The sequence below is a fragment of the candidate division WOR-3 bacterium genome (genome assembly GCA_039804025.1).
GTDB lineage: Bacteria > Hydrothermota > Hydrothermia > Hydrothermales > JAJRUZ01 > JBCNVI01.
In genome coordinates this window covers 1-25,975 of record JBDRZP010000029.1, presented here as the reverse complement: position 1 = coordinate 25,975, position 25,975 = coordinate 1, and the positions used below count along the sequence as shown (strand labels likewise).

Annotated in this window: 23 protein-coding genes and 1 tRNA gene; 11 read left to right on the top strand and 13 right to left on the bottom strand. The window is 31.6% G+C overall.

What is annotated here, in order from left to right:
• From ABIN73_09140 to ABIN73_09110, 7 genes are all read left to right on the top strand, one after another.
• A partial coding sequence (locus tag ABIN73_09140) for a hypothetical protein (GenBank protein MEO0269889.1) occupies positions 1–202 on the top strand: 202 nt, incomplete at its 5' end.
• Between the two features lie 283 nt (positions 203–485).
• The gene (locus ABIN73_09135) at positions 486–1,274 is read left to right on the top strand and encodes a c-type cytochrome (GenBank protein MEO0269888.1); all 789 of its coding nucleotides are present in this window, start codon (positions 486–488) and stop codon (positions 1,272–1,274) included.
• Between the two features lies 1 nt (position 1,275).
• The gene (locus tag ABIN73_09130) at positions 1,276–4,887 is read left to right on the top strand and encodes a nitrate reductase subunit alpha (GenBank protein MEO0269887.1); all 3,612 of its coding nucleotides are present in this window, start codon (positions 1,276–1,278) and stop codon (positions 4,885–4,887) included.
• Between the two features lie 15 nt (positions 4,888–4,902).
• Positions 4,903–6,381, top strand: coding sequence for a nitrate reductase subunit beta (gene narH / locus ABIN73_09125; GenBank protein ID MEO0269886.1), 1,479 nt, complete (start codon positions 4,903–4,905; stop codon positions 6,379–6,381).
• A complete protein-coding gene (locus ABIN73_09120; GenBank protein ID MEO0269885.1) occupies positions 6,375–6,902 on the top strand; it encodes a molecular chaperone TorD family protein in 528 nt (175 codons plus the stop codon). The genes narH and ABIN73_09120 overlap by 7 nt, the downstream gene beginning before the upstream one ends.
• Positions 6,895–7,566 carry a respiratory nitrate reductase subunit gamma gene (gene narI / locus ABIN73_09115; protein ID MEO0269884.1) on the top strand — a complete coding sequence of 224 codons (672 nt, stop codon included), beginning with the start codon at positions 6,895–6,897 and terminating at the stop codon, positions 7,564–7,566. Before ABIN73_09120 ends, narI begins: the two co-directional genes overlap by 8 nt.
• 1 nt (position 7,567) lies before the next feature.
• On the top strand, positions 7,568–8,866 hold the full coding sequence (locus ABIN73_09110) for an MFS transporter (protein MEO0269883.1): 1,299 nt from the start codon (positions 7,568–7,570) through the stop codon (positions 8,864–8,866).
• Between the two features lie 7 nt (positions 8,867–8,873).
• Here ABIN73_09110 and ABIN73_09105 read toward each other — a convergent pair whose 3' ends face one another.
• From ABIN73_09105 to ABIN73_09085, 5 genes are all read right to left on the bottom strand, one after another.
• Positions 8,874–10,172 (bottom strand): amidohydrolase, encoded by a 1,299-nt coding sequence (locus tag ABIN73_09105; protein ID MEO0269882.1) that lies wholly within the window; start codon positions 10,170–10,172, stop codon positions 8,874–8,876.
• Positions 10,173–10,185: 13 nt separating this feature from the next.
• Positions 10,186–10,257, bottom strand: a tRNA-Cys gene (locus ABIN73_09100).
• A gap of 35 nt (positions 10,258–10,292) precedes the next feature.
• The gene (gene prfA, locus ABIN73_09095; GenBank protein MEO0269881.1) at positions 10,293–11,345 is read right to left on the bottom strand and encodes a peptide chain release factor 1; all 1,053 of its coding nucleotides are present in this window, start codon (positions 11,343–11,345) and stop codon (positions 10,293–10,295) included.
• Positions 11,346–11,350: 5 nt separating this feature from the next.
• On the bottom strand, positions 11,351–11,974 hold the full coding sequence (locus ABIN73_09090) for a Crp/Fnr family transcriptional regulator (GenBank protein MEO0269880.1): 624 nt from the start codon (positions 11,972–11,974) through the stop codon (positions 11,351–11,353).
• A 2-nt stretch (positions 11,975–11,976) separates the two neighbouring features.
• Positions 11,977–13,107: a hypothetical protein gene (locus ABIN73_09085; protein ID MEO0269879.1), complete on the bottom strand. Its 1,131-nt coding sequence runs from the start codon at positions 13,105–13,107 to the stop codon at positions 11,977–11,979.
• A gap of 78 nt (positions 13,108–13,185) precedes the next feature.
• Between ABIN73_09085 and ABIN73_09080 the strand changes: the two genes are divergently transcribed.
• Genes ABIN73_09080 through ABIN73_09065 form a run of 4 tightly spaced genes read left to right on the top strand, consistent with a single transcriptional unit; the run spans position 13,186 to position 17,534 of the window.
• A complete protein-coding gene (locus tag ABIN73_09080; GenBank protein ID MEO0269878.1) occupies positions 13,186–14,418 on the top strand; it encodes a bifunctional 3,4-dihydroxy-2-butanone-4-phosphate synthase/GTP cyclohydrolase II in 1,233 nt (410 codons plus the stop codon).
• Entirely contained in the window at positions 14,418–14,897 is a 480-nt protein-coding gene (gene ribH, locus ABIN73_09075) for a 6,7-dimethyl-8-ribityllumazine synthase (GenBank protein ID MEO0269877.1), read from the top strand. The genes ABIN73_09080 and ribH overlap by 1 nt, the downstream gene beginning before the upstream one ends.
• Position 14,898: 1 nt before the next feature.
• A complete protein-coding gene (locus tag ABIN73_09070; GenBank protein ID MEO0269876.1) occupies positions 14,899–16,188 on the top strand; it encodes a dihydroorotase in 1,290 nt (429 codons plus the stop codon).
• Entirely contained in the window at positions 16,185–17,534 is a 1,350-nt protein-coding gene (locus tag ABIN73_09065; GenBank protein MEO0269875.1) for a TldD/PmbA family protein, read from the top strand. Before ABIN73_09070 ends, ABIN73_09065 begins: the two co-directional genes overlap by 4 nt.
• Here ABIN73_09065 and ABIN73_09060 read toward each other — a convergent pair.
• The 8 genes from ABIN73_09060 to ABIN73_09025 form a co-directional block, all read right to left on the bottom strand.
• Positions 17,512–18,318 carry a helical backbone metal receptor gene (locus tag ABIN73_09060; GenBank protein MEO0269874.1) on the bottom strand — a complete coding sequence of 269 codons (807 nt, stop codon included), beginning with the start codon at positions 18,316–18,318 and terminating at the stop codon, positions 17,512–17,514. The genes ABIN73_09065 and ABIN73_09060 overlap by 23 nt on opposite strands.
• Before the next feature lie 4 nt (positions 18,319–18,322).
• Positions 18,323–21,550: an adenylate/guanylate cyclase domain-containing protein gene (locus tag ABIN73_09055; protein ID MEO0269873.1), complete on the bottom strand. Its 3,228-nt coding sequence runs from the start codon at positions 21,548–21,550 to the stop codon at positions 18,323–18,325.
• Positions 21,551–21,581: 31 nt separating this feature from the next.
• The gene (gene nuoL / locus ABIN73_09050; protein MEO0269872.1) at positions 21,582–23,453 is read right to left on the bottom strand and encodes an NADH-quinone oxidoreductase subunit L; all 1,872 of its coding nucleotides are present in this window, start codon (positions 23,451–23,453) and stop codon (positions 21,582–21,584) included.
• Between the two features lie 16 nt (positions 23,454–23,469).
• Positions 23,470–23,769: an NADH-quinone oxidoreductase subunit NuoK gene (gene nuoK, locus ABIN73_09045; GenBank protein ID MEO0269871.1), complete on the bottom strand. Its 300-nt coding sequence runs from the start codon at positions 23,767–23,769 to the stop codon at positions 23,470–23,472.
• Positions 23,770–24,246 carry an NADH-quinone oxidoreductase subunit J gene (locus ABIN73_09040; GenBank protein ID MEO0269870.1) on the bottom strand — a complete coding sequence of 159 codons (477 nt, stop codon included), beginning with the start codon at positions 24,244–24,246 and terminating at the stop codon, positions 23,770–23,772.
• 2 nt (positions 24,247–24,248) lie between these two features.
• Positions 24,249–24,749, bottom strand: coding sequence for a 4Fe-4S dicluster domain-containing protein (locus ABIN73_09035; protein MEO0269869.1), 501 nt, complete (start codon positions 24,747–24,749; stop codon positions 24,249–24,251).
• Between the two features lie 11 nt (positions 24,750–24,760).
• Positions 24,761–25,732: an NADH-quinone oxidoreductase subunit NuoH gene (nuoH, locus tag ABIN73_09030; GenBank protein MEO0269868.1), complete on the bottom strand. Its 972-nt coding sequence runs from the start codon at positions 25,730–25,732 to the stop codon at positions 24,761–24,763.
• Between the two features lie 11 nt (positions 25,733–25,743).
• Positions 25,744–25,975 (bottom strand): NADH-quinone oxidoreductase subunit D (locus ABIN73_09025; GenBank protein ID MEO0269867.1); only part of this gene is annotated, 232 nt, incomplete at its 5' end.

The window sequence follows — 25,975 nt, the reverse complement described above, 5'->3', positions numbered from 1 at the left end:
AGATCCATTTAGGAAAATAGAGGAAAACCAACTTCATGGTAGCAAAATAGAAGATATAACTGAAGGGGACTTAAATTTAATAAGGGAATTATTAGAGGAGAACGAGAAGCTTTTTGATATAAAAATTGAAGAACTTTTGAGGGTGAGGGGAGAGATACTTAAACCTGAAAAAGTTTATAGAAAAATAGTTCCCAAAAAATGAAAACTTAAATCTGTAAACAGATTTTCCAAAAAAAACTCAAAAGGAATTGTTTAATTTTAGCCAATTAAAAGATGTATATTTTTTAGGGCATATGGGGGTCGATTTATTTGGAGTACAAGAAGATAAAAATCACTATTGAAAAATTTAAAGAGGACTGTATAGGAAATTGAACCAGAAAAATTTAATATAAACCCGGTCTAAATGTTATGGTATTCTACAAAATCTTGACATTTTATATTTTTTTACCTTATAATTAGGAATGCTAACTGTAAGGAGGTAAAATATGCAAATTTTAATTTTGGCAGTTTTAATAACAATTGGAAGTTTTGAAAAAGGTAAGGAAATTTTTGTAAAAAAATGCTCAGCCTGTCATACAATAGGTGAAGGAAAAAGGGTTGGTCCTGACCTTATGGGAATCACAGAAATAAGGAATATTGAATGGCTTAAAAAATTTATAAATAAACCATCAGATTTTTTTGGAAAGGATAAAATTGCTGATTCTCTTTTAAAGGAATACGCTATTAAAATGCCTGACCAGAATTTAGAGGAAGAAGAAATACTTTCCATTATAGAATATTTGAATACTGCTTCTAAAGGTGAGATGAAGGTTGAAGAAAAAAAGGAAGTGAAAATAAGTCCTGAAGAAATTCCCTTTGATAAAGAAAAGTATGAAAGGGGAGAAATGCTTTTTAAGGGTGAAATAATTTTTAAAAATAAAGGTTTACCATGTATTTCCTGTCACAGCATAAAGAATTTATTCACTTTCGGAGGTGGAAAACTTGGTCCTGATTTGAGTTTAAGTTTTAAAAATTATGGTGAAGAAGGACTTAAACTTGCTTTAAAAGATATTCCCTTTCCAACCATGGTTCCTGTTTATAAAAATAAACCACTTCTTGAAGAAGAAATAGATGCAATTACTTATTTTCTTTCTAAACTGGAAACTAAAAATAAAGAAAAAAATCCCTTTACTTTTGCAATAATTTTAGCATTTTTAATTTTTTTAATCCCCCTTTTTATATTCAGAAATAGAAGTAAAGGAGTGAGAAAAAATCTTTTAAAAGGAGGTAAATAAAATGGGATGGATAAAGGATATTTTTTCTCCCAGTTTAAGGAAATGGGAAGAATTCTATAGAAATAGATGGCAGTATGATAAGGTAGTAAGGAGCACCCATGGAGTAAATTGCACAGGAGGGTGTTCCTGGATGGTTTATGTGAAAGACGGAATTATTGTATGGGAACTTCAGGCAACTGATTATTACGGACTTAAAGAAGAATTACCCCCTTACGAACCAAGGGGATGTCAGAGAGGGATTTCCTTTTCCTGGTATATATATTCACCTATAAGGGTAAAGTATCCATATATTAGAAGGGTTCTTTATGATTTATGGAAAAAAGCTCTTGAAGAGAAAAAAGACCCTCTCCTTGCCTGGTCAAGTATTGTGGAAAATGAAGAAAAAAGAAAAATTTATCAGAGAGCAAGGGGAAAGGGAGGATTTATAAGAATAAAATGGGAAGAGGCACTTGAAATAATTTCTGCGTCACTCATACACACAATTAAAAAATGGGGACCTGACAGAATAATAGGTTTTTCCCCTATTCCTGCTATGAGTATGCTTTCCTATTCTGCTGGAACAAGATTTTTACAATTACTGGGTGGAGTCTGTCTTTCCTTTTATGACTGGTATTCTGATTTGCCTCCTGCTTCACCTGAAATATGGGGAGAACAAACTGATGTTGCTGAAAGTGCTGACTGGTACAATTCAAAGTTTATTGCTGTTATGGGTTCAAATTTGAATATGACGAGAACTCCTGATGTTCATTTTGTAGCAGAAGCAAGGCATAATGGAACTAAACTTGTCGTTTTTTCTCCTGATTTTTCTCAGGTTTCAAAATATGCTGACTGGTGGATACCAGTTAATATTGGTCAGGATGGTGCTTTCTGGATGGCTGTCAACCATGTGATTTTAAAGGAATTTTATTATGAAAAGAAAACACAGGAATTTGAAAATTACATTAAAAAATATTCTGATGCTCCTTTCCTTGTAATTCTTGAGAAAAAAGGTGAGAATTATAAGGCAGGTAGATTTTTAACTGCTTCACAGATAGATGAATATAAAGATGAGGAAAATTCTTCCTTTAAATTCCTTGTTTTTGATAAAAACAAAAACACTGTTAAAATGCCAATGGGTTCAATTGGATTCAGATGGCAGAAGGAAAAGGGTAAATGGAATCTAAAGATGAAGGATGGAAAAACTGGTGAAGATATTGAGCCTCTTTTATCCTTTATAGATTCAGGAGACGGTGCTTTATCTGTTGAATTTCCCGATTTTTCTTCTGGCAAAATTTTAAAAAGGGAAGTTCCGGTTAAATACATTGATACAGTGAATGGTAAAATTCCTGTTACAACTGTATTTGACCTTTTAATGGCTCAATTTGGTGTTAAGAGAAACTTAAAGGGTGATTATCCTGAAAGTTATAATGATGATTTGCCCTATACTCCCTTCTGGCAGGAAAAGTTAACAAGGGTAGACGCTAAAACAGTAATTCAATTTGCAAGGGAATGGGCTGAAACAAGTAAAAAGACAGGTGGAAAGTGTTCTGTTATAATAGGGGCGGGAATAAACCATCATTATCACAACAATCTAATTTATCGTGCTGCAATCTGTGCTTTAATTTTAACAGGCTGTGTTGGAAAAAATGGAGGTGGATTAAATCATTATGTGGGGCAGGAAAAGATAAGACCTATTGCTCCCTGGTCCTGTATTGCCTTTGCGCTTGACTGGATAAGACCCCCCCGTTTAATGAATACTCCTTCCTTTCATTATATTCATTCAGATCAGTGGAGATATGAGGGAGAGTTTAACGAATATTCACCTATTTATGAAGAATCTGAAATTTCAAAGGGTCATACTATTGATATTGAGGCAAAAGCTGTAAGGATGGGCTGGCTTCCCTTTTATCCTCAATTTAATAAAAATCCTCTTGACCTTGTTAAAGAATTAAAAGAAAAGGGCCTTAATGATGAAAAGGAAATAATAAATTACATTGTTAGAAAGATTAAAGAGAGTGAAATTAAATTTTCTGTTCAGGATCCTGATGCTGAGGAAAACTGGCCAAGAATATTTTTTATATGGAGAGGAAATGCTTTAATGTCTTCTGCAAAAGGACATGAATATTTTCTAAAACATTACCTTGGAACGCATCATAATGTAATTTCTGAAGAGGTTGCAAAGGATTTTGTTAAGGAAGTTATCTTTCGTGATAAGGCACCCGAGGGAAAATTTGATTTAATTATTGACATAAATTTCAGAATGGATACATCTGCTTTATATTCTGATATAGTTTTACCAACTGCTACCTGGTATGAAAAGAATGACCTAAATGCTACTGACTTACATTCTTTCATTCATCCCCTTCAGGAAGTTGTTCCTCCCTGTTTTGAATCAAAGACAGACTGGCAAATTTTTAAGGAGATAGCAAAAAAATTTTCAGAAATGGCTGAAAAATACCTTCCTGATAAAGTTTTAGATATAGTTTCTATTCCCTTAATGCATGATACACCGGATGAGCTTGCTCAGAGAGAAATAAAGGATTTTATGAAGGGTGAATGTGAGGCGATTCCAGGTAAAACAATGCCCAAATTTGTTCTTGTTGAAAGGGATTACAAAAATCTTTACAGGAGATTTGTTTCCCTTGGTCCACTTGTTAAAAAAATAGGTATTGGTGCCCATGGTGTAACATGGAAGGCTGAGGAATTTTATAATGAGCTCCTTGAAAAGTTCCCTTATGAAGAATGGGATGGTGAAAAATATCCTTCTCTTAGGAAAGAAAAAGATGCAGCAAATGTTCTTTTATATCTTGCCCCTGAAACTAATGGAAAAGTTTCTTATAAAGTTTTTGAACTGGAAGAGGAAAAAATTGGTCTTCCTCTTAAAGACCTGGTTGAAGGTGAAAAGGATCTCTATTATACCTTTGATGATCTTGTATCATCTCCAAAAAGAATTTTTACTTCACCCTGCTGGTCTGGAATTACAAGTAATGGAAGAGCCTATGCTCCCTTCTGCATAAATATTGAAAGACTTGTGCCTTTCAGAACACTAACCGGAAGACAACACTTTTACCTTGACCATCCAGGTTATATTGCTTTTGGTGAAAACTTGCCTACTTATAAACCAAGACCTGATGTTAAAGTTCTCAGAGAAACTGAAAAAAGCATAGGAGACGATGCAATCCTTTTGAATTATTTAACGCCTCATGGAAAATGGCACATTCATTCTACCTACTTTGATAACCTTAGAATGCTAACACTTTCAAGAGGTTGTGAGCCTTTATGGATAAGTGAAAAGGATGCTGAAAAAATCGGGATAAAGGATAATGACTGGGTAGAAGTTTATAATGATAATGGAGCAGTTGTTACAAGAGCAGTTGTAAGTGCAAGAATTCCAGAAGGGGTATGCATCCTTTACCATTCCCCTGAAAGAACAGTTTCTGTTCCAAAAGCACCTGTTAGAATGAATAGAAGAGCAGGAGGACACAATAGTTTAACAAGGACAAGGCTTAAGCCTCTTTTAATGATGGGAGGTTATGGACAGTTTACATATGGGTTTAATTACTGGGGACCAACAGGAGTTAATAGAGACACCTATGTTTTTGTTAGAAAACTTGAAGGAGAACCAATCTGGTAAAAAGGAGGTATTAAAATGGATGTAAGAATTCAAATAAGTATGGTTTTTCATCTTGATAAATGTATAGGTTGCCATACATGCAGTATAAGTTGTAAAAATGTATGGACAGATAGAAAGGGTGCTGAATATATGTGGTGGAATAATGTGGAAACAAAGCCTGGAACAGGATACCCAACTTTATGGGAGGATCAAGAAAAATATAAAGGCGGATGGGAAAAGAAAGATAGTGTTTTAAAGCCTAAACTTCAGGGGAAACTTAAAGGACTTTTAAACATATTTTATAATCCCTTTTTACCAACAATCGATGATTATTATGAACCCTGGACATATAGATACAGTGACCTTTTTGATTCACCACCGATGGATGACCAGCCGAGTGCAAGACCGATTTCCCTTATAACAGGAAAAACGATTGATGTTGAGTCAGGACCCAACTGGGATGACGATCTTTCAGGAACTCCCTTTTATGCAAAAAATGATCCTAATTTAAAAAATTTAACAGAGGAAGAGAAAAATATAATTTTTGAAATGGAAAACATTTTCCACTTTTATCTCCCAAGAATTTGTAATCACTGTTTAAATCCCACCTGTGTTGCAGTTTGTCCTTCAGGAGCAATTTATAAAAGAGGTGAGGATGGTATTGTCCTCGTAAGTCAGGACAAATGCAGAGGATGGAGAATGTGTGTATCAGGTTGTCCTTATAAAAAGGTTTATTATAACTATGAAACAGGGAAATCTGAAAAGTGTATTCTTTGCTATCCAAGAGTAGAAACAGGTCAAGCACCTATGTGTTTTCATTCCTGTGTTGGAAGAATAAGGTATATGGGAGTTTTACTTTACGATGCTGAGAAAATTGAGAGTGCTATAAAAAGTGAGGATAAAGATATTGTAAAATCTCAACTTGATTTAATTCTTGACCCTTTTGATAATAAAGTAATCGAAAATCTTAAGAAGAAGGGAATTAAGGAGGAAATTATTGAATATGCACAAAATTCGCCTGTTTATAAATTTGTAAAAAAATTTAAAATTGCCCTTCCCCTTCATCCTGAATTTAGGACTTTACCAATGTTATTTTATGTTCCTCCACTTTTACCTGTTAAAGCAAAAAAAGAAAATTGCAAATTAAGGTTACTGGAGAGTTTTTTCTCTGAACCGGAAAATTTCAGAGCACCTATTAAATACCTTGCCTCTCTTTTTTCCGCAGGTGATGAAAATTTGATAAAGGATGTTTATAAGAGATTAATTGCAGTGAGAATTTTCAAAAGATGGAAAGAAGTTGGTGATTTAAAAGATGAAGAAAAGGATAAATATTTAAAAGAGGCAGGGCTTGATGAAAAAGAATTGGAGGAAATATTTGAATTAACTTCAATTGCAAGTATTGAAAAAAGATTTGTGATTCCACCTTCAGGAAGGGAAGAAATGATTGATGATGTATATAAATTCAAAGGTGAAACAGGTTTTGGATATAAAAGAAAACCCGAAAGAAGATGGTAAAAAAAATTCTTTATTTATACAGTAATCTATTCAGATATCCTGAAGAAAACTATAAGGAATATGCCTTTGAACTTTTAAAGTTATTGAAAGATGATGTTTTTTTTAAAAAATTTTTTGAAATTGTAAAAGATCTTGATATTTTTTCCTTAAGGGAAATATATACAAGGACTTTTGATTTAGCTCCTTCATCACCACCTTATATAGGTTATCACCTGTTTGAAGATTCCTATAAAAAGGGAGAATTCCTTGTTAAATTGAAAAAGATTTATGAAAAAAATAAATTTTCTTTTGATGAGAGAGAATTGCCCGACCATATCTCCATCCTTATTGACTTTATAAATTTTAAAGGTTTTGAAAAGGAAGATGTAAAAGTTATTCTTGAAGAGGGTTTGTTGCCATCTTTAGTTAAAATGAAATCCTTGCTTTCAAGGGAAAATCCCTATTTATTTTTAATGGAATCCCTTGAAGTTTTTTTAAATAGGTTCAAATCCCCTATTATTTCTTTAATTCAAAATGAATGATTTAATATTTTTTGCTATTTTCCCTTATATTTCCCTTTTTATAGCAATAATCTTTTCCCTTTATAGATACTTTTCTGACAGATTTTCCTTTTCCAGTTTATCCTCACAGTTTCTTGAAAGTAAAAAACTTTTTTATGGTTCTATAGGGTGGCATTACGGAATAATAATAATAATTCTTTTCTTTCATCTTTTAGCACTGTTATTTCCTGATTTATTAAGGAATTTTTTAAAAGGAACTTTAAATCTCTATTTTTTTGAAATTACAGGATTGGGAATTGCAATTTTTACATTTTTTAGTTTATTCATTCTCTTCTTAAGGAGAATTTTAGACTCAAGAATAATTTCAGTTTCGAGTTTTTTTGATTATTTACTTATATTTTTACTTTTAATACAGGTTTTAACAGGTATTTATATTGCAATTTTTAAAAGATGGGGTGCTTTGTGGTCACTTGATACAGTTGTTCCCTATTTACTTTCTCTTTTAAAATTTAAACCTGATATAAGTTATATAAAAAATTTTCCCTTTTTAGTTAAACTCCATTTTTTCAATGCCTTTCTTTTAATATTTATTTTCCCATTTACAAGACTTATTCATATTTTCACTTTTCCTGTGAGATTTGTTATAAGACCCTATCAGCTTGTTGTCTGGAACAGGAGGCGTTAATATGGAAAAAATGGAATTAATTAAAAGAGAGGGTTTAAAAGGAAATCCAAATCTTGGTCTTATTGGAGCGACCCTTGGTTTTTTTATAGGTTTTGCGGCAGTAAGTTTATACGGTCCTGCTGCAAAAAATTTTAAAGAAATTCTCGGACTTTCCGGCATTTCCCTTGGTTTACTTGTTTCAATTCCCCAGTTAACAGGCTCTCTTTTGAGAATTCCCTTTGGAGCAATGGCGGATAAATTTGGTGGGAAAAAAGCCTTTATGATTCTTTTTTTACTCTCAATTATTGGAATGGCTGGTCTAATTTTTATTTTGTTTAATTATTTTCCGGATAAATTAAGGATGTCCCATTATCCTTTGATTCTTTTTTTCGGTGCCTTATGTGGTTGTGGTGTCGCAACCTTTCCTGTAGGAATTTCGCAGGTTTCTTACTGGTTCCCTCAAAAGAAACAGGGTTATGTTCTTGGTATTTATGGAGGGCTTGGCAATACAGCACCGGGAATATTTACCCTCTTATTACCTTTTGCTCTTTCCAATTTAGGTTTACCAAAGGCCTATCTTTTATGGTTTATATTTTTAATTTTAGGAACTATACTTTATGCTTTAATTTCATGTGATTCCTTTTATTTCCAATTAAAGTCAAGAAATTTTACTGATGAAGAATCAAAGAAAATTGCTTTTTCCCTTGGACAGGAAATTTTTCCATCAAGTAAATTTAAAGAGGCTCTTATTATTTCTGCTAAAAATATTAAAACATGGATACTTTTTTCCCTCTACTTTACCTCTTTTGGTGGTTTCCTTGCTTTGACTACCTGGCTTCCTTCCTATTTTTCTCTTTTTCATAATCTTGATATAAAAACATCAGGTGTTTTAACTGCTTTATTCTTTTCTATCCTTGCCTCCCTTTTCCGTGTTCTGGGTGGAGCAATTTCAGATAAAATTGGTGGAGAAAGACTCTCCCTTTTTAGTTTTATTATCATTTTAATTGGTTCCCTTATTCTTTCTTTTTCCTTTAAATTTTTCTTCTGTTTTTTAGGTGTAATTTTAATGAGTGTAGGTATGGGTATTGCAAATGCAGCAATTTTTAAACTTGTTCCTAAGTATATAAAAGAAGCAGTGGGTGGTGCTGCTGGATGGATAGGGGGTTTGGGTGCCTTTGGTGGTTTTGCTGTCCCTCCTGTTCTTGGGTATTTTGTAGATTTATTAGGTAATACTGGTTTTGCAAGGGGTTTTCTGGTTTATGCTCTTTTAAGTTTTATTTCTGTTTTAATTATTAAATTGTTTTTAAAGGGAAAAGAGTAAATAAATTTTAAATTAAATTTTTAATCTTTTCTTTCCAATTTTTTGATTCTCTTATAATTTTTTCTTCGTCAAGAGTTTTAAATTCATAATTTTTTAAAATCCATTTTCCCTTTACCATAACACTTTCAACACTTTGCTTACCTGCTGCATAAACTATATAGGAATAGGGGTCATAAAAGGGGAGAGTTCCTTCTTTTTCAGGGTTAAAAATGACTAAATCTGCACTTTTACCTTCAGTTATTTCTCCTGAATCAAAACCAAGAGCCTCTGCTCCCTTTTTCGTTGCCATATCAAAAACTTCCCTTGCACTTGAAATGAGCGGGTCATAGTTTATGCCTTTATGGATTAAGGAGACAAGTTTCATTTCCCTTAACATATCTAAGTTATTATTAGATGAAGCACTATCTGTTCCTATGGTTATCTTTAATCCCTTTTCTCTATATTTTTTAAAGGGAAGTATTCCAGAGGCAAGTTTCAAATTGCTTGTAATATTATGTGAAATATAAAAATTTTTATCTTTAAGGAAATCAATTTCCTCATCGGTTAAATGAACACAGTGAGCTGCTATTACTTTTAAATCAAAAATTCCTGTTTCTTCAAGATAAAATATTGGTGTTTTACCAAATTTTTTATATGAATCCTCAACTTCTCCTTTTGTTTCTGAAATATGGATATGAATAGGAAGATTATGTTTTTTGGCAAGATTTACACTTTCACTTATTGTTTCTTTATAGCAGGAATAAATTGCATGTGGTCCTGGACTTATTTTAATCCTTTCATGGTTTTTATAAATGTTAAATAAATTTTCAGTTTTTTTGATTGCTTCTTTTGAGTTTTTATAATAAGGGGTTTCAAAATCAAGTATTCCTATGGATAAAAGAGCATATATTTTTGCCTCATTTATTACTTCTGCAACTTCCTCTTCAAAAAAATACATATCGGCAAATCCGATAGTTCCTGATTTTATCATTTCAATTAATCCAAGGTAAGATCCCATTTTGACATATTCTGGTGAAAGTAGTTTGGATTCAAGAGGCCAAATATATTTAGTGAGCCACTCCATAAGAGGTAAATCATCGGCAAATCCTCTTAAAAGTGTCATTGGAATATGGGTATGGGTATTAAAAAATCCAGGTGAAATTATTCTGTCTTTAAGTTCAAAAATTTCTCTTGATTCAATTTGGGGTTCTTTATCAGAAACATATACAATTTTTCCATCTTTTACACCCAGAAACCCCTTTTCAATATATTTTTCTTTATTTAAAATTATTAAAGCATTTTTAAAGAGAATATCAAATTTTTCCACTAAAAAAATTTAAAGGCGGCGCCCGGAATTGAACCGAGGTAAGCGGTTTTGCAAACCGCTGCCTATGCCACTCGGCCACGCCGCCTTAATAATAAATATAAAAGAAAAATTAATAAAAAATCAACTTTCTTTAGTTATTTCTTCAAACCTCTTTTTTTCCATTGCCTCTATAAAGGGATCAATATTCCCTTCAAGAACTTCCTCTAAATTATAAACTGTCAAAGGAATTCTATGGTCTGTTACCCTATTCTGTAAAAAGTTGTAAGTCCTTATTTTTTCACTTCTATCCTGAGTCCCTATTTGCTCCTTTCTCAGATTTCTTAATTCTTTTTCTCTTTTTTCCCTTTCATACTCATATATCCTTGATTTTAAAATTCTTAAAGCTTTTTCTTTGTTTTTATGCTGGGACCTTTCATCCTGACACTGAACAATAATTCCTGTAGGTATATGCTTTATTCTTACAGCTGAATCAGTTTTCTGCATATGCTGGCCTCCCGGTCCGCTCGCTCTTTTTGTTTCTATTTCAAGGTCTTCTGGTTTTATTTCAACTTCAATATCCTCAATTTCAGGAAGGACAGCAACTGATGCTGTTGATGTGTGAATTCTTCCACCAGATTCTGTCACAGGAATTCTCTGAACCCTGTGAACCCCACTTTCATATCTTAAAAATCTATATGCGTTTTTTCCTTCAATTAAAAGAACAACTTCCTTAATTCCTCCTAAATCACTTTCCCTTAAATCTGTGATTGAGACCTTAAAATTCTTTTTTTCACAGAATTTTAAATACATTCTTAAAAGGTCTTTCGCAAATAGACTTGCCTCTTCACCACCTGTTCCTGCCCTTATTTCAAGTATGCAGTTATTTTCAAATTCTCCCTTCTCTTTTTCAAGTAATAAAAATAGTAATCTGTTTTTTTCTTTTATCTTTTCCTCTTTTTCTTCATTTAGATATTTAATCATATCATCGTCTTTTTCTGTCAAAAGCAAACTTTCAATTTCTTCTAATTCTTTATCTATATTCAGAATTTTTTCAGCTATTTCAGCCTTTTCCTTTATATTTTTATATTCCTTATTAAGCTCTTGAAGTTTTTTCTTATCTTTTATTATTTCAGGATCAGAGAGTTTTTTTTCAATCTCCTCTTTCTTTAATATTATATCCTTCAAATTTTTCATAAATTTTACTCAATTTTCCTTTCCCTTTCAAATTTTTCCTTTAAAAATATATACTTTCTGTATTCTTCAATTTCTTCAGGTTTTAATATTTTTATTTTATTCTCTCTGAAAAGAATAAGTCCCCTTTTTTCAAGGTCATTTATAAATGAAAGAAGAGTTTCTTTTTCTATACCTGTAAAATATTCAATCTCAGCTAAATCTATATCTTCTCTTAGACCTTCCTTTGCTCTTATTATAAGGTATGTTAAAAATCTCTGTTCTTCATGTTTTATTGTTAAAAGTCTTAACAGTTCATCTGCTCTTCTTAATCTCTCTGTCAAAGTATCTATGAGATATTTAACAAGTGGGTGAGAGCTAATAACTTTTAATATACTTTCCTTATTTAATACTTCTAATACAGTGTTTTCAATAGCCATTGCACTTGCACTTCTCGGTTTACCATCAAGAACTGCCATTTCACCAAAAACTTCTCCTTCTTTTAATATTGCCAGTATCTTTTCCTCACCATTGATTTCTTTAAATATTTTTATTTTTCCCTTTTTAATTATATATATCTCATCACCTGGCTCACCTTCCCTAAATAGTAATTCACCCTCTACAAGTTCTTTTTCAAAACTATTCTCAAGCATTATTAAACCTCTAAGATTTCAACATTTGCTCTTGGAACAACAACCCTTTTCCCATCTTTTAATTCTACTTCAAGAACTCTTACTTTCGCTTCTGTTTCAATAAGTCTCAGTTCAGGTGGAAGTGCTATTACTTTTCCAATTTCCCCAAAATAAGGATCCCTTATTATTCTTACTAAGGTTCCTTCTACAAGCCCCTCTTTAAGTTCTTCTTCCTCTTTCACTTCTTCAACTTTTTCATAGGGAATTATAATTTCTGGTCTAATTACACCTGCCCTTATCTGGGTTGCCCCATTTATTGAACACTTATCCCCTTCTCTTTTTTTAAGAAGTTCAAATGTCCTTTTAGCCATCTCGAGTTTCCCAAATCCCTCTGTTAAAATTAAAGTTACCTTCAAAGGTTCAGAACCTGTTATTGCAACTCCAATATCAAATCCTAAAAATTTTTTCAAATTTTCATCATCAATTCCTCCAACTACACAACCTAAAACGCCCATTTCTTCAAGTATTTTAAGAACTTCACTTGTTACGAAACTTCCTCCTACAACAATAGAGCCCTCTAAATTATCTTTTATTTTTTTAACCTTTTCAACTGTGAGTTCTTCCTCTGGTGAATCTACAAGAATTTTAAGTTTACCAATTTTTTCTCCTCCGACTCCAAATATCCCCTGTATAAAGGTAGCTGTTGTTCTCATAATTACTCCTTCTTCGGGAATAATATCCTCTACAATTCCATCAAAATACGCTTTAACTTCCACAGGAATTGGTGGTTCCCTTATGATTACCTGTCCTGTTACAGTTGATATTTGCTCAATTTTCCCATCCACAGGACTTTTTACCTCTGTTTTAAAAAGTCCAAAAAACCCTTTACTTAAGGCGATAATTTCATCCTTTTTAATATCATCCCCTTCTTTTTTGAGCATTAAATTTGGAAGTTCCTGCGGAGATGCTCCAAGAAGGCCTGCTACATTTAAGGGATGAACATTACCAGGTAAAAGAGTTCTTGCAACCACATCTTCAGCTTTTACATATTCTCCTTTTTTAACAAGGACTTCCCCCTTTAGGGGAAGTCTTCTTTCTTTTAAAATTAAAGTTTTTTCACATACCTTTAAACCAGGTGTATAAGCATGTGCCATAAAAAATTATAAGATATTGATATTAACTTTTAAAAACTTTATAATTATGATTGAAATTTTTAAAGGAGGAACTTAAGTATGAAGAAACTGAACTTTTCTACTATTGAAGAAGCCCTTGAAGATATAAGAAAAGGTAAAATTGTAATTGTTGTAGATGACGAGGATAGAGAAAATGAGGGAGATATGATTGTTGCAGCAGAGAAAGTTACACCTGAACATATAAATTTTATGGCTACCCATGCAAGAGGATTAATTTGCCTTTCCCTTACAAAGAAAAGGATAGAAGAGCTGCAAATTCCAGATTTTTCACATATAAATACCTCCAAAATGGGAACTCCTTTTGTTGCACCTATAGATGCTAAAAAGGGAGTTAGTACCGGTTCATCTGCCTATGACAGAGCAAGAACAATCAGAGTTGCAATTGATCCAAAAACCACCCACGAAGATCTTGCTATCCCAGGCCATGTTCATGTTCTTAGAGCTCAAGAAGCTGGAGTCTTGAGAAGGGCTGGACATACTGAAGCAGCAGTTGATCTTGCAAGACTCGCTGGTTTATATCCTGCTGGAGTTTTATGTGAAATAATGGATGATGATGGATCAATGGCAAGATTGCCAAAGCTTTTTGAAATAGCAGAGAAATTTGATTTGAAGATAATCACAATAGCTGATTTAATTAAATACAGAATAAAGAGAGAAAGACTTGTAAAAAGAGTTGCTAATGTGAATCTTCCAACAAAATTTGGTAATTTTAGACTTTATGCATACGAGGACATTGTGGATGAAGAAGTTCATCTTGCCTTACTTTATGGTGAACCTGAAGGTAAAGATAATGTTCTTGTAAGAGTGCATTCAGAATGCGTAACAGGTGATATATTACATTCCTTAAGGTGTGATTGCGGAGAACAACTGGAAAAGGCAATGGAAATGATAAGGGAGGAAGGAGAGGGAGTTCTTGTTTATATGAGACAGGAGGGAAGAGGAATAGGACTTTTGAATAAATTAAAAACCTATGAATTACAAGAAAGAGGGCTTGACACCATTGAAGCAAATGAGGCTATAGGATTTCCTCCTGACTTGAGAGATTATGGAATAGGAGCTCAGATTTTACTTGATCTTAACTTAAGAAGGATAAGGCTTTTAACAAATAACCCTTCAAAAGTTGTAGGTCTTAAAGGTTATGGCATAGAAATAGTTGAAAGAGTGCCTATAGAAGTAGAACCAAATGAAAATAACAAGGAATATTTAAAAATTAAAAAGGAAAAAATGGGCCACTGGCTTGAAAGAATTCAAAAAGAGGGGAGGAAACTATAATGCCTGAGTATTCAGGTAAATTGATTGTAAATAAAAAAGATAAATTTTGCATAATAGTTTCAAGATTTCATTCCCATATAACCTTTGAATTGTTAAAAGGTGCAAAAGAATTTCTAAAAAGATGCGGTGCTGAGGAAGATCAAATTGATGTTTATATTGTTCCAGGATCCCTTGAAATCATAAGTGCTTTTTCTTTTTTAAAAGACAAATACCCTGAAAAATATAATGCTTTTTTAGTTCTTGGAGCAGTAGTTGAGGGAGAAACAGAACACCACAGGTTTGTTGCAAGTGAGAGTATAAAGAATGTAATAAAAATTGCAAAGGAAAAGGGAATACCTCTTGGAATGGGAATAATAACAGTTTCTGATACTCTTCAGGGCATTGAGAGATCCGGTGGTAAAATGGGTAACAGGGGAGAAAAGGCAGCAGCTACAATGCTTGAATTGCTGAGGCTAAAGGAAACAATAAATTCAATTTAAATTGGAAGAAATTTTAATTAAAAATGTTAATATAGTTGACCCTGAAGAAGGCATAAAAGAAAATTTTGATATTTTAATTGAAGGTGAAAAAATAGTTGGTATAGCAAGGGGAATTAAAAAGGAGGTGAGTTTAGTTATAGATGGGGAAAAATTATATGCTTTCCCTGGTCTTATTGATGCCCATTCTCATTTAAGGGAGCCGGGTTTTGAAGAAAGTGAGACAATAGAAACAGGGACTAAAGCTGCTTCAAAAGGAGGTTATGTTCTAATATTTGCCATGCCAAATACTGACCCCTGTATGGATAGGGGTTCAGTTGTTAAATATGTTAAAGAAAAAGCTAACTTTTATGGATACTGTGAAGTTTTACCAGTTGGTGCAATAACAAAAGGGAGAAAGGGTGAAGAACTTGCTGATTATTATGAAATGCTAAAGGAAGGAGCTATCGCTTTCTCTGATGATGGAAATTATGTTCAAAATTCAAAGCTTATGGAAAGTGCCCTTTATTATACAAGAGATTTTGATAAACCCTTAATACAGCATGCTGAAGATAAATTTTTATGTGAAGAAGGAGTTGCTAATGAATCTCCCTTTACCTTGTCACTTGGTCTTAAAGGTAGACCAAGGGAAGGTGAAATAATAGCAATTTTAAGGGATATAGTTCTTCTTAAAAAAACAAAAGGTAGATTACATATAGCCCATGTTTCAGCAAAGGAAAGTGTTGATATAATTAAGAAAGCAAAGAAAGAAGGACTCAATATTACAGCAGAAGCAAGTCCACATCACTTAATACTAACTGAAAAAGCAATAGGTGATTTTGACACAAATTGTAAGGTTAATCCACCCTTAAGGGAAGAAGAAGATAGAGAGAAGTTGATTGAAGGTTTAAAAGAAGGAATTATAGATATAATTGCAACAGACCATGCTCCTCACAGACTTTTTGATAAAGAAAAGGAATTTGATCTTTCACCTTCAGGAATTTCAAGTATTGAAATTTCTCTTTCTCTTATATTAACATTTTTTTATCACAAAAAAATATTTGAACTTAAAGATATAGCAAGATTTATGTCCTATAATCCAGCTAAAATATTTTGTATTGAAGGTTACGGTAAAATAAAGGAGAATAATTTTGCCAGTATAACTCTTGTTGATGTAAATAGGGAATGGATTTGTAATCCAGATGAATTTTTTAGTAAAGGTAAAAATACACCTTTTAAAGGCTATAAATTAAAGGGTAAAGTTATCTATACAATAAACAAGGGAAAAATAACTTATAAGGAGGAAAAAATATGAAAGGTTTTGATTTTTATGAAGATTTTTTTAAAAAAATTCTTGAAAATAAAAAAGGTGAGGAAATTTTTGTTGCCTTCCTTTATGAAAAAAATGATATAACAAGGTATTCAAAAAGTAAAATACATCAGAATACTTCCTATGAAGAAATGAGAGTGGGAATAAGCATAAAGGAAAAAAATTTTGTTGTTACAAGGTTTTTCAGCAATCCTGAGATTAAAGAGGCAAAAGAAATTGTTGAAAAAACTTATGAAATGTTAAAAAACGCAGCTCCATCTGATTATCCAGGTTTTCCCGGCCCTTACACTTATAAAAATGTTTTTACTTTTGATGAAAAAACTTTAAATGTTAGTGAAGAAGAAAGAGCAGAAGCTGTTTATAAAATTTCAAAAATACTCGGAGATTTTGAAGGCTTTGGGGTTGTAAATACAGGTGGAAGTGAAATTGTCCTTTTCTCATCAAATGGTTTAAAAGCCTATTCAAAGTTATCAGATGCACATGTAACAGTTACAGCAATGAAAGATTCAGCAAGTGGCTGGTCTGAAGCACATTCAAGAAAATTTTCTGAACTTGATTTTGAAAAAATAGCAGAGGAAGCAAAATTTAAAGCTGAAAAATCTTTTAACAAAGTAGAGTTAGAACCTGGGGAATATACTGTTTTTCTTGAACCTGAGGCTGTGGCAGATATTTTTACTTTTGCTTCCTTTATAGGTTTTTCCGCTAAAACATATCAGGAAAAAAGAAATTTTCTTTTTGGAAAATTAGGAGAAAAAGTTTTTTCAGAAAAATTAACATGTTTTGAAGACCCGTATTTTGAGGAAGGTTTTGCTTTTCCCTTTGATTTTGAAGGTGTAAGAAGAGAGAAAGTAGAGCTTGTTTCAAAAGGAATAGCTAAAAATCTTGTGTATGACAGGAAAACTGCTTTTTTAGAAAATAAAGAATCAACAGGTAATGCTGCAGGTTTTCCTCCCTCAACTTTTCCTTTCCCTTTTAATCTTGTTATAGAAAAGGGAGAGAAAAGTAAGGATGAAATTTTAAAGGATATAGAAAAAGGTATATATGTTTCAAGATTCCACTATACAAATATAGTAAGTCCCTCAGAATTTATCATAACGGGAATGACAAGAGATGGAACCTTTTTAATTGAAAAAGGTAAAATCACAAAATCTCTAAAAAATTTAAGATTCACTGATTCCTTTTTAAGAGTTTTAAGTCAAGATATAGAAATTTCAAAGGAGAGAAAGTTAATTTCAGAATCTTCACACTATGACTTCAGGTTTTCTACAGGAATCTATGCTCCTTATATTCTTGCTCCTTCTCTCAAATTTACAAGTGGAACTGAGTTTTAATTAATTTCTTTTTTAATTTTAAAAGGACCTCATCAATAAAAGAAGGTCCATAATGGGCTAAAAAATCATAGGGTAATATTAAAATTTTTTTATTACCAAATCTTTCTTTTAATCTCATTTCTAAAATTTTTTTATCAATTTTTTCATTATGAGGTTCATATAATATAAGGTCAAAATCAAATTTTTTAGTTTCCTCATCATCAGGTTCAAAATAACTTTCCTTTTTAAAAGAATAAATATTCTTTAGTCCAAGAATTCTCAAACCATCATTTATATAACTTGAAGAACCTATGGTTATTTTCCCTCCAAGGTATATTTCATAGTAAACTTTTATCCTTATTTTCTCCTCTCTTATTTTTTCAATTATTTTTGTTAATCTTTCAATAAGTTTATATCCCCTTTCAGTTTCATTCAAAACAATACTTAATTTTTTTATATTATCAAAAATTCCATAAATTGACTGAGGGACAGGCAAAACAAAAATACTGTATCCCCTTCTTAGAATTTCATAGGAGACTTCCCTCTGAGCACCTGAAGTTGTTAATATTAAATCAGGTTTTAATAAATCCAGTTTTTCCCACAAAACTTTTAAATAGGACCCTACTCTTAAAAAATTCTTAAGTTTTCCATAAGGTCTTCTGCAGTAAAAGCTTATGCCCACGAGTTTATCTTCTTTTTTTAATTTAAATATAGTATCGGTTATATCAGGTGCAAGTGATACTATTCTTTCTGGATTATCAGGAATTTCAATTACTTTTCCGAAAAACTCAGAGAAAATTTTCATTATTTTAGCAGGAATAGATGAAATAATAAAAGTCTTTATGTTTTAAAAAGTTTTCCTTATTTTCTGTTTCTCTTATGTTACTTATTAAATCAAGGATAAGTTCATTTAATTTTTCTTCTTTTTCCTTAACTATTTCAAGTTCATTTTTCAAAGAATAATATAAAATTTCTGTTTTATAAAGTTCTATAGGTGCTATTTTTTCTCTTATTAAATCTCTTAAGAGTTCTTCTCCTTTTTTGATAAATTCTTCTGCCTCATTCATACTTTTTATGTTTTTAGTCTTTTTATAAATTTCTAAATGGTAATTAGCAAGTAAAAGATATACAGTGTAAAGGGCAAGAAAATGTTTTTCTTTTTCAGCATATTTTAACACTTCATCCGATAATAACTTTGATTTTTCTAAATAACCTTGTGATAAATAAAAGTTAGAAAGACACATTTTTGCTCTGTTTTCAACTACCTCACTTTTTACTTCTTTTAAAATTTTTACACTTTCAAGATAAAATGTTTCAGCTTCTTTAAAATTACCCTCTCTTTTTCTTATTTCAGCCATACCAAGATTTCCATAACCATCTCCGAGTCTATTTCTTATTTTTCTGTTAACTTCAAGATATTTTTTGAAGAATTTTTCGGATTCTTTAAGATTATATAAAAGTAAATACATTTCTCCAAGGTTATTACAGGTAATTGCATAACCTAAGTAATTCCCTGTGTTTTTTTCTATTTCAAGTGATTTGAAGAGCATTTCAATACCTTCTTCAATTTTACCATCTTTATATAGATGAAAACCAAGATTGTTGTATATTGTTCCTTTACCCACTATATTATTTCTTTTTTCATAAATATCCATAGACTTTTTATAAAAGTTAATTGCTTTATCTATATCTCCCTTTTGGGAAAAGTAGGAAGCTAAAATATTATAGAAACTGGCTTTCATAGAATCTTTTTTTTCTTCATCTTCAATTTCTTCAATTATTTCCCTTGTTTTATCTAAATACTTTTTACATTCTTCAAAATTACCAATTAGAAAATTGATCCACGCTTTTTCCCTTAAAATATTCGCTAAAGTTTCTTTTTTATTGCATAAATTAAATGCGTTTTCAAGATAAAAAAGAGCCTCTGTGTATAGACTTGCTCTTTGATAAGTGTTAGCTATTTCATAAAAAATTTCACCTTTTTCTTCATCCTTAGAAATTTCAAGGGCATTTCTTAAATTCATAGTTGAATTTGCAAAGTCTCCCACGATATTATAAAGTTTTCCAAGATTTTTATAAATTTCAATTTTTTCTTCTTCAAATTTATTAGTTTTATCAATTATTTCAAGTAATTTTTTATACCTTTTTATTGCTTCAAAATTTGTATGATTCTTTTTGCATTTTTCTGCATATTTTTTATTGTAAATAAAAGTTTTTTCATATTCTTCACCTTTTTCAAAATGGTCAGCAATTATTCCCTCAGGAACATCGTAATTTTTTTGATATAAATCTTCAAGCCATTTAGCGTATAACAAATGATAATGTTTTTTTTCCTTTTTTAAAAGTGTTCTGTAAACAGAATCATGTATAAGATGATGTTTGAAAGAATACTCTTCAAAACCTAAAAACTTTCTATTTGATTTTGTTATAAAACCAGAATATAAAAGAGGATCAATATACTTTTCTGGTTCATCATCTGTAATTTTTCTGATTCCTTCTATAATAAAATTACTTCCAATTACAGAAGCCATTTTTAAAAATTTTTTCTCTTTTTCATTTAAAAAATCAATTCTGCTTAATAAAATTTCCTCAATTGAGAGTGGTAATCTTTCAATTTCCTTTACTATAACCCTTGCTATCCAGCTTTCACCTTCTCTGTAAATTATCCCCTTTTCAATAAGATATTTTATTAGCTCTTCTATGTAAAAAGGATTACCACCTGATTTTTCAAGGATAATTTTTTTCTTTATTTCTTCTGGGATTTTAGCTATAGATAAAATCCTATCTATAAGTTCAAGGCTCTTTATATTGTCTAAGGGCGAAAGTTCTATTAAGGTGATATTCTGCATTCCTTTAAGAAAATTCAGAAATTCAATTAATTTTCTTTCCCTTACCGGTGGTCTTGTAAGTAGGATAAAAAATATTCCTTTATCTGATTCCATTGATGTTAATAGAAATTTTAAAAAATCAAAGGTTTCTTCGTCAGCCCAGTGTAAATCTTCAAAAATTAAAGAAATTGGACTTAAACAAGTCAACCTTCTTAATATACTTTCAACTACAAAAAATTTTTGTCTTTTAAATTCTTTTGGTGTGAGATTTTTTATTTCCTCAGAAATTTCATTTTTTGTAATAGAATTTAAAAAGGGTGAAACAGGGATAAATCCAGCTCTATCCTCTGGAAAAATTTTCTTAAATACATTTTCACCAAAAATTTCAATTACCTTCTCAAGAATCATTTTTACTGGCTGAAAAGGTGACATTTCATCAGGTAAACTTTTCCCTTCTAAAAAGATTATTTCTTTTTCTTTTATTCTTTTAAATTCTTCAAAGAGCCTTGTTTTTCCAATTCCAGGTTCACCTTTAATTAAAACTAAAAAATCTTTTTTTTCCTTTGAAAATGTCTTGAAACTATTTAGAATCAAATTTATTTCTTTCTCTCTTCCAATCAAAGGAATATCCATTTCCTCAAGACCTCTAAGCTTTCCTCTTTTTTCTTTCTGTTTTTGTAATTTATATATCTCAATTTCTGTTTCTTTCCCCTTCAACTTAGTTTTACCACAGAATTCAAAATCAAATAGATGTTTTGTCCTTAAATATACTTCCTTGCTTACTAAGATTTCATCACCCTTTGCAATACTCAGTAACCTTGAAGCAGTATTAACAGTGTCCCCCAATACTTCTATTCTACCATTTTCATCAATTTCATATAAAACTTCTCCTGTATGGATACCGGTATGAAGTTTTACAGGAAAAGGAAAATCTCTTGAAATCTCTTTTATTGTTTGATATGAGGAATAAGTTGATTTAAGAGCATTCTCTGCAGTATTTTCTAAACTTGTAGGTATCCCAAAAACACACAAAGCACAATCACCAATTATTTTTATCAATTTACCTTTGTATCTTAAGGTGTTTTCCTCAATTATACTAAAGATTTTAAAAAGAATATCTCTAACCTCTTCAGGGTCTAACTTTTCACATAAACTTGTAAATTCCGATAAATCTGTAAAAACTACTGTTGCAATCTTCTTTTCTTCCATCAAAAAAATTATAAAACAATTTTTTTAAAATTTAAAATCCCCTTAATATTAAAAGTAGCATTATAGTTGAGCCTATAGCAATATAAAAAAGATAATCCTGAATAACACCTGTTTGTATTACTCTAAGTGATTTTCCAATTCTACCTGTTGTATAAATAACCCAGTTTACAATACCATCAACAATATGTCTATCCCACCAACTGGCAAAAACAGAAAGGAAAATCAAAATTCTCCTATATATCCATTCAAACACATCATCAATATAATATCTTCTTTTAAGAGTTATATAAATAAAGGAGAATTTTGTTTTTAAGTTAGAGGCAAATTCTAAAGCTCTTGAATAAATGTAATAGGAAGATAAAATTCCAGTTAAGGCTAAAAGGAGAGATAGAATCTTTAAACTTTCTGTTTCTTTTAAAACTTTTTCTCCTTCTAAATAAGAAAGCAAGTGAGAAATTTTTTCTGCATAAAACCCTGCAAAGATTGAGAAAAGGGAGAGTAATACAAGGGAAAATTTCATTGAAAGGTCAGGGTCATGGGCATGTTCTGCTTCCTTTGTTCTTGGTTTGTTCAGAAATGCAACTGTATATGCTCTACCCATATAAAAAGCAGTTAAGAATATAGTAAGAGCTAAAAACAGAAAAGGAATTTTATTGGGATAGGAATAAACTGTTAAAATTATTTCCTCCTTGGAATAAAATCCTGAGAAAGGAGGAATTCCCGCTAATGCAAGTGCTCCTATAAGAAAAGAAATAGATGTGATAGGTGCTTTCTTAAATAACCCTCCCATATCCCATATTGAATTAGAGTGAACTGCGTGAATTGCTGCACCTGCCCCGAGGAATAATAAAGCTTTGAAAAAGGCATGGGTAAAAAGATGAAAGAATCCAGCATTTAGAGAACCTGCTCCAAGACCTGCCATCATGTATCCAAGTTGTGATATGGTTGAATAGGCAAGAATTCTTTTTATATCTTCCTGAACAAGTGCCATTGTTGCTGAGAAAAAGGCAGTAAATGAACCTAAAATTGTTATTACCCACATTACATCAGGAAACTCAACATAAACAGGGAAAAGTCTTGAGACCATATAAACACCTGCGGCAACCATTGTTGCTGCATGGATAAGTGCTGAAACAGGTGTGGGACCTTCCATTGCATCAGGAAGCCATATATGTAGTGGAAATTGCGCAGATTTTCCTATTGCACCACAGAAAAGTAAGAGAAGAATTAAGGAAGATAGTGAACCATGAGCTTTTAAGATTGATGGACTATTAATCAAATTATAAATATCAAGATTCCCAAAATTAAAATATAATGTTAAAATCCCGATCATAAATCCAACATCACCAAGTTTTGTAATCCAGAAAGCCTTAAGAGCAGCTCTTGCTGCTTCTGGTTTATAATAATAAAAACCAATTAATAGATAGGAACAGACACCTACAAGCTCCCAGAAGACAAACATCTGCAATATGTTTTTAGAAAGGGTGAGTCCTATCATAGAAAAGGCAAATAGGGAGTGATAGGCATAGTATCTACCAAGAGATGGGGACGATTCTTCATGCATGTAACCTATGGAATAGACCTGAACAGCAAAGGCAACAAGTGCTACAACAAATAACATTATTGATGATAGTTTATCAAGAAAAAGACCAAATAATATTGATTCAGAACCTGGTATTCCAGCTTTTGTTCCATAAGGAAGCCAAAGGAGATCCTTTAGAATTGAGTTTTCAATTTTTTCTATATTAATTAAAATAAGAGTGCTTAATATTAGTGATAAGAAAATTGCTGAAATTGAAAGGAAAGCTGATAATTTTCCATAATTCCTTATAAAAATTCCTATAATTAAAAAAGAGAAAAAGGGTGCCCACCATGAAATTAAGGCTAAAAGAGAAAGGTCCATACCTTCTCCCTCCTTTTTAACCCTTTAAAATTTCAACTTCATCTGCATTTGATGTTTTTCTTAATCTAAAAAGAAGTATTACAATAGCAAATCCAAGGACAACCTCAATGGCAGTAATTCCTATCCCGAAAACTATTGTCATCACACCTGCAGGATTTCCCCATGCAATAGAAAAGATTCCAAAATTTAAATTCGCACTGTTAAAAATTAATTCCAGGGCTATTAAAATTCCAAGAGCATTTCTCCTTGATAAAACTCCATAAAGTCCAAGAGAAAATAAAAATATTGAAAGGTAAAAAAGAGATTTTAACTCCATTTAATCCCTCCTTGCAATAAGAATAGCACCTATAAAACCAGCTAAAAGTAAAATTGATAAAATTTCAAAAGGTAAAACATATTTACTCTGAAAGATTAAATATGGTAGAAAATTTACATCCTTTTCAAGACCATAAGGAGAAAAATAAAAGGTTTTGCCTATTAGTAATAAGAGTAAAAAAATAAGAAGGGCAAAGAGTCCACTTGTAAAGGGATTTCTTATTGTATTTACAAGTGGTTTCATTATAGATTCCCTTGCAAGCATTATTGTGAAAATCATTAATAGAACAACTCCACCCACATAAACTAAAATCTGTGTCCATCCAACAAAATCAAAACCAAGGAAAAGATATAAAACTCCTGTTCCAAGAAGTGTTACTCCAAGATATAATGCACTTCTGAATAAATCCCTTGTTAAAACAGTCATAAGCCCTGAAATTCCTGTTATTATAAATGTTATCCAGAATATTATTTTCATTTTTATTCCTCCTTTTTAACAGAAATTTTTTCTCTTCTTGGAGGTGTTTGCATATTTCTTAAAGTGCTACCTGTGCTTATTGAACTCTCATATTTTTTTCCATATTCTACCATCTTAGGAAGAGTTAAAAACATTTCTTCATGAGATAAAGCAGCCCAACCCGGAATTTTTAACATAACAATTGCATCAGTTGGACATACCTGAACACAGAGTTCACAGGCGAGACAGGCATCAAGCTCAAGGGTGAATTTTTCTGGATATGTTTTACCTTTTTTACTTTTTTCTTTTGCTGGAATTACAGTTATTATCTCAGAAGGACAAATCTGCTCACACAATCTGCAAGCAATACATTTTAATTCCCCATCCTCATCAAGGGGTAAAGCAAATAGAGGTCCTCTATACCTTTGGGGTATTTCTTTCTTTTTGTCAGGATACATTATTGTAAAAGTTTCTCTAAAAAAATTTTTTATTGTAATTTTTAAAACATTCAAAATTTTTAACATTTTATCCTCCTTTAAAAGAAGATTTTATATAGCCCTGCTAAGAATAGATTTATAAGGGAAATTGGAAAGAGATATTTCCATGAGAATAAAATTAGCCTGTCAATTCTTATTCTTACAAAAGACCATCGAACTAAAAGGAATAGAATGAGCATAAAGAAGCTCTTAAAAATTAGCCATAGGACTTGGTATACCCATTCAGGACCTATTTTAGGATAGAATCCCCTGTATCCACCAAGAAACAAAATAGCCCCAAGAACTGAAAGAGCAAGGATATGTGTATACTCTGCTGCGTAGAAAAGCGCAAACTTCATACCGGAATATTCCACATTGTATGCTGCAACAAGTTCGCTTTCTGCTTCAGGCACATCAAAGGGGACTTTGTTTTCTTCTGCAAGCCCAGCAATAAGAAAAATAATAAAACTAATCCAACCAAAAACAGGATAAAGTGCATAGGGTATTTTCTGACTCGCAACTATATCACTTGTTTTTAGGGATCCAGCGAGAATAACTGGAACAAGAACTGAAAATAAAAGTGGAATTTCATAGGAAACAACCTGTGCTCCTGCTCTAAAGGCTGAAAGTAAGGCATATTTTGAATTGCTTCCCCATCCAGCAAGGAAAACACCGAAGATAATTAGAGAGGAAACTGCGAAGAAATAAATAATCCCGACAGATAGATCTGATATATAAATATTTTTTGCAGCAGGTAAAACTGAGAAAGCAAGGAGTGCTCCGATAAAAACAATTATAGGAGCAATATTAAATATAGTTTTATCAGCTTGTTCAGGAACAATATCTTCTTTTAATAAAAGTTTTAAAACATCGGCAACTGGCTGTAAAAATCCATGGGGTCTTCCAACATAGTAGGGTCCTACTCTTGTATGAATTCTTGCAGCAAACTTTCTTTCAAACCATGTTACATAAAGCACAATTGTTAATGCAACTAAAATATAAATTATTGTTATTAAAATTATATTTCCCATTTTTTTACCTCCTATCTATCTACATCACCAAAAACTGGATCAAGAGAACCAAGTATTGCAACGACATCAGCTACAAGATGATCTTTTAAAAGGTAGGGTAAAACTGAAAGGTTTGAAAATGAAGGTGCTCTTATTTTTACTCTATAAGCTGTAGCTTTTCCGTCTGAATAAATATAATAACCAAGTTCACCCCTTGGAGATTCAATAGCTCTATATACTTCTCCAGGGGGTGTTTTTACAGCA

Coding starts and splice junctions, on each gene's coding strand:
- ABIN73_09135 (MEO0269888.1), top strand. CDS start 486: ATGCAAATTTTAATTTTGGCAGTTTTAATAACAATTGGAAGTTTTGAA.
- narI (MEO0269884.1), top strand. CDS start 6,895: ATGAATGATTTAATATTTTTTGCTATTTTCCCTTATATTTCCCTTTTT.
- ABIN73_09110 (MEO0269883.1), top strand. CDS start 7,568: ATGGAAAAAATGGAATTAATTAAAAGAGAGGGTTTAAAAGGAAATCCA.
- nuoL (MEO0269872.1), bottom strand. CDS start 23,453: ATGGACCTTTCTCTTTTAGCCTTAATTTCATGGTGGGCACCCTTTTTC.
- ABIN73_09090 (MEO0269880.1), bottom strand. CDS start 11,974: ATGCTTGAGAATAGTTTTGAAAAAGAACTTGTAGAGGGTGAATTACTA.
- ABIN73_09040 (MEO0269870.1), bottom strand. CDS start 24,246: ATGAAAATAATATTCTGGATAACATTTATAATAACAGGAATTTCAGGG.
- ABIN73_09120 (MEO0269885.1), top strand. CDS start 6,375: ATGGTAAAAAAAATTCTTTATTTATACAGTAATCTATTCAGATATCCT.
- ribH (MEO0269877.1), top strand. CDS start 14,418: ATGCCTGAGTATTCAGGTAAATTGATTGTAAATAAAAAAGATAAATTT.
- narH (MEO0269886.1), top strand. CDS start 4,903: ATGGATGTAAGAATTCAAATAAGTATGGTTTTTCATCTTGATAAATGT.
- nuoK (MEO0269871.1), bottom strand. CDS start 23,769: ATGGAGTTAAAATCTCTTTTTTACCTTTCAATATTTTTATTTTCTCTT.
- ABIN73_09080 (MEO0269878.1), top strand. CDS start 13,186: ATGAAGAAACTGAACTTTTCTACTATTGAAGAAGCCCTTGAAGATATA.
- prfA (MEO0269881.1), bottom strand. CDS start 11,345: ATGAAAAATTTGAAGGATATAATATTAAAGAAAGAGGAGATTGAAAAA.
- ABIN73_09130 (MEO0269887.1), top strand. CDS start 1,276: ATGGGATGGATAAAGGATATTTTTTCTCCCAGTTTAAGGAAATGGGAA.
- ABIN73_09085 (MEO0269879.1), bottom strand. CDS start 13,107: ATGGCACATGCTTATACACCTGGTTTAAAGGTATGTGAAAAAACTTTA.
- ABIN73_09060 (MEO0269874.1), bottom strand. CDS start 18,318: ATGAAAATTTTCTCTGAGTTTTTCGGAAAAGTAATTGAAATTCCTGAT.
- ABIN73_09035 (MEO0269869.1), bottom strand. CDS start 24,749: ATGTTAAAAATTTTGAATGTTTTAAAAATTACAATAAAAAATTTTTTT.
- ABIN73_09055 (MEO0269873.1), bottom strand. CDS start 21,550: ATGGAAGAAAAGAAGATTGCAACAGTAGTTTTTACAGATTTATCGGAA.
- ABIN73_09065 (MEO0269875.1), top strand. CDS start 16,185: ATGAAAGGTTTTGATTTTTATGAAGATTTTTTTAAAAAAATTCTTGAA.
- nuoH (MEO0269868.1), bottom strand. CDS start 25,732: ATGGGAAATATAATTTTAATAACAATAATTTATATTTTAGTTGCATTA.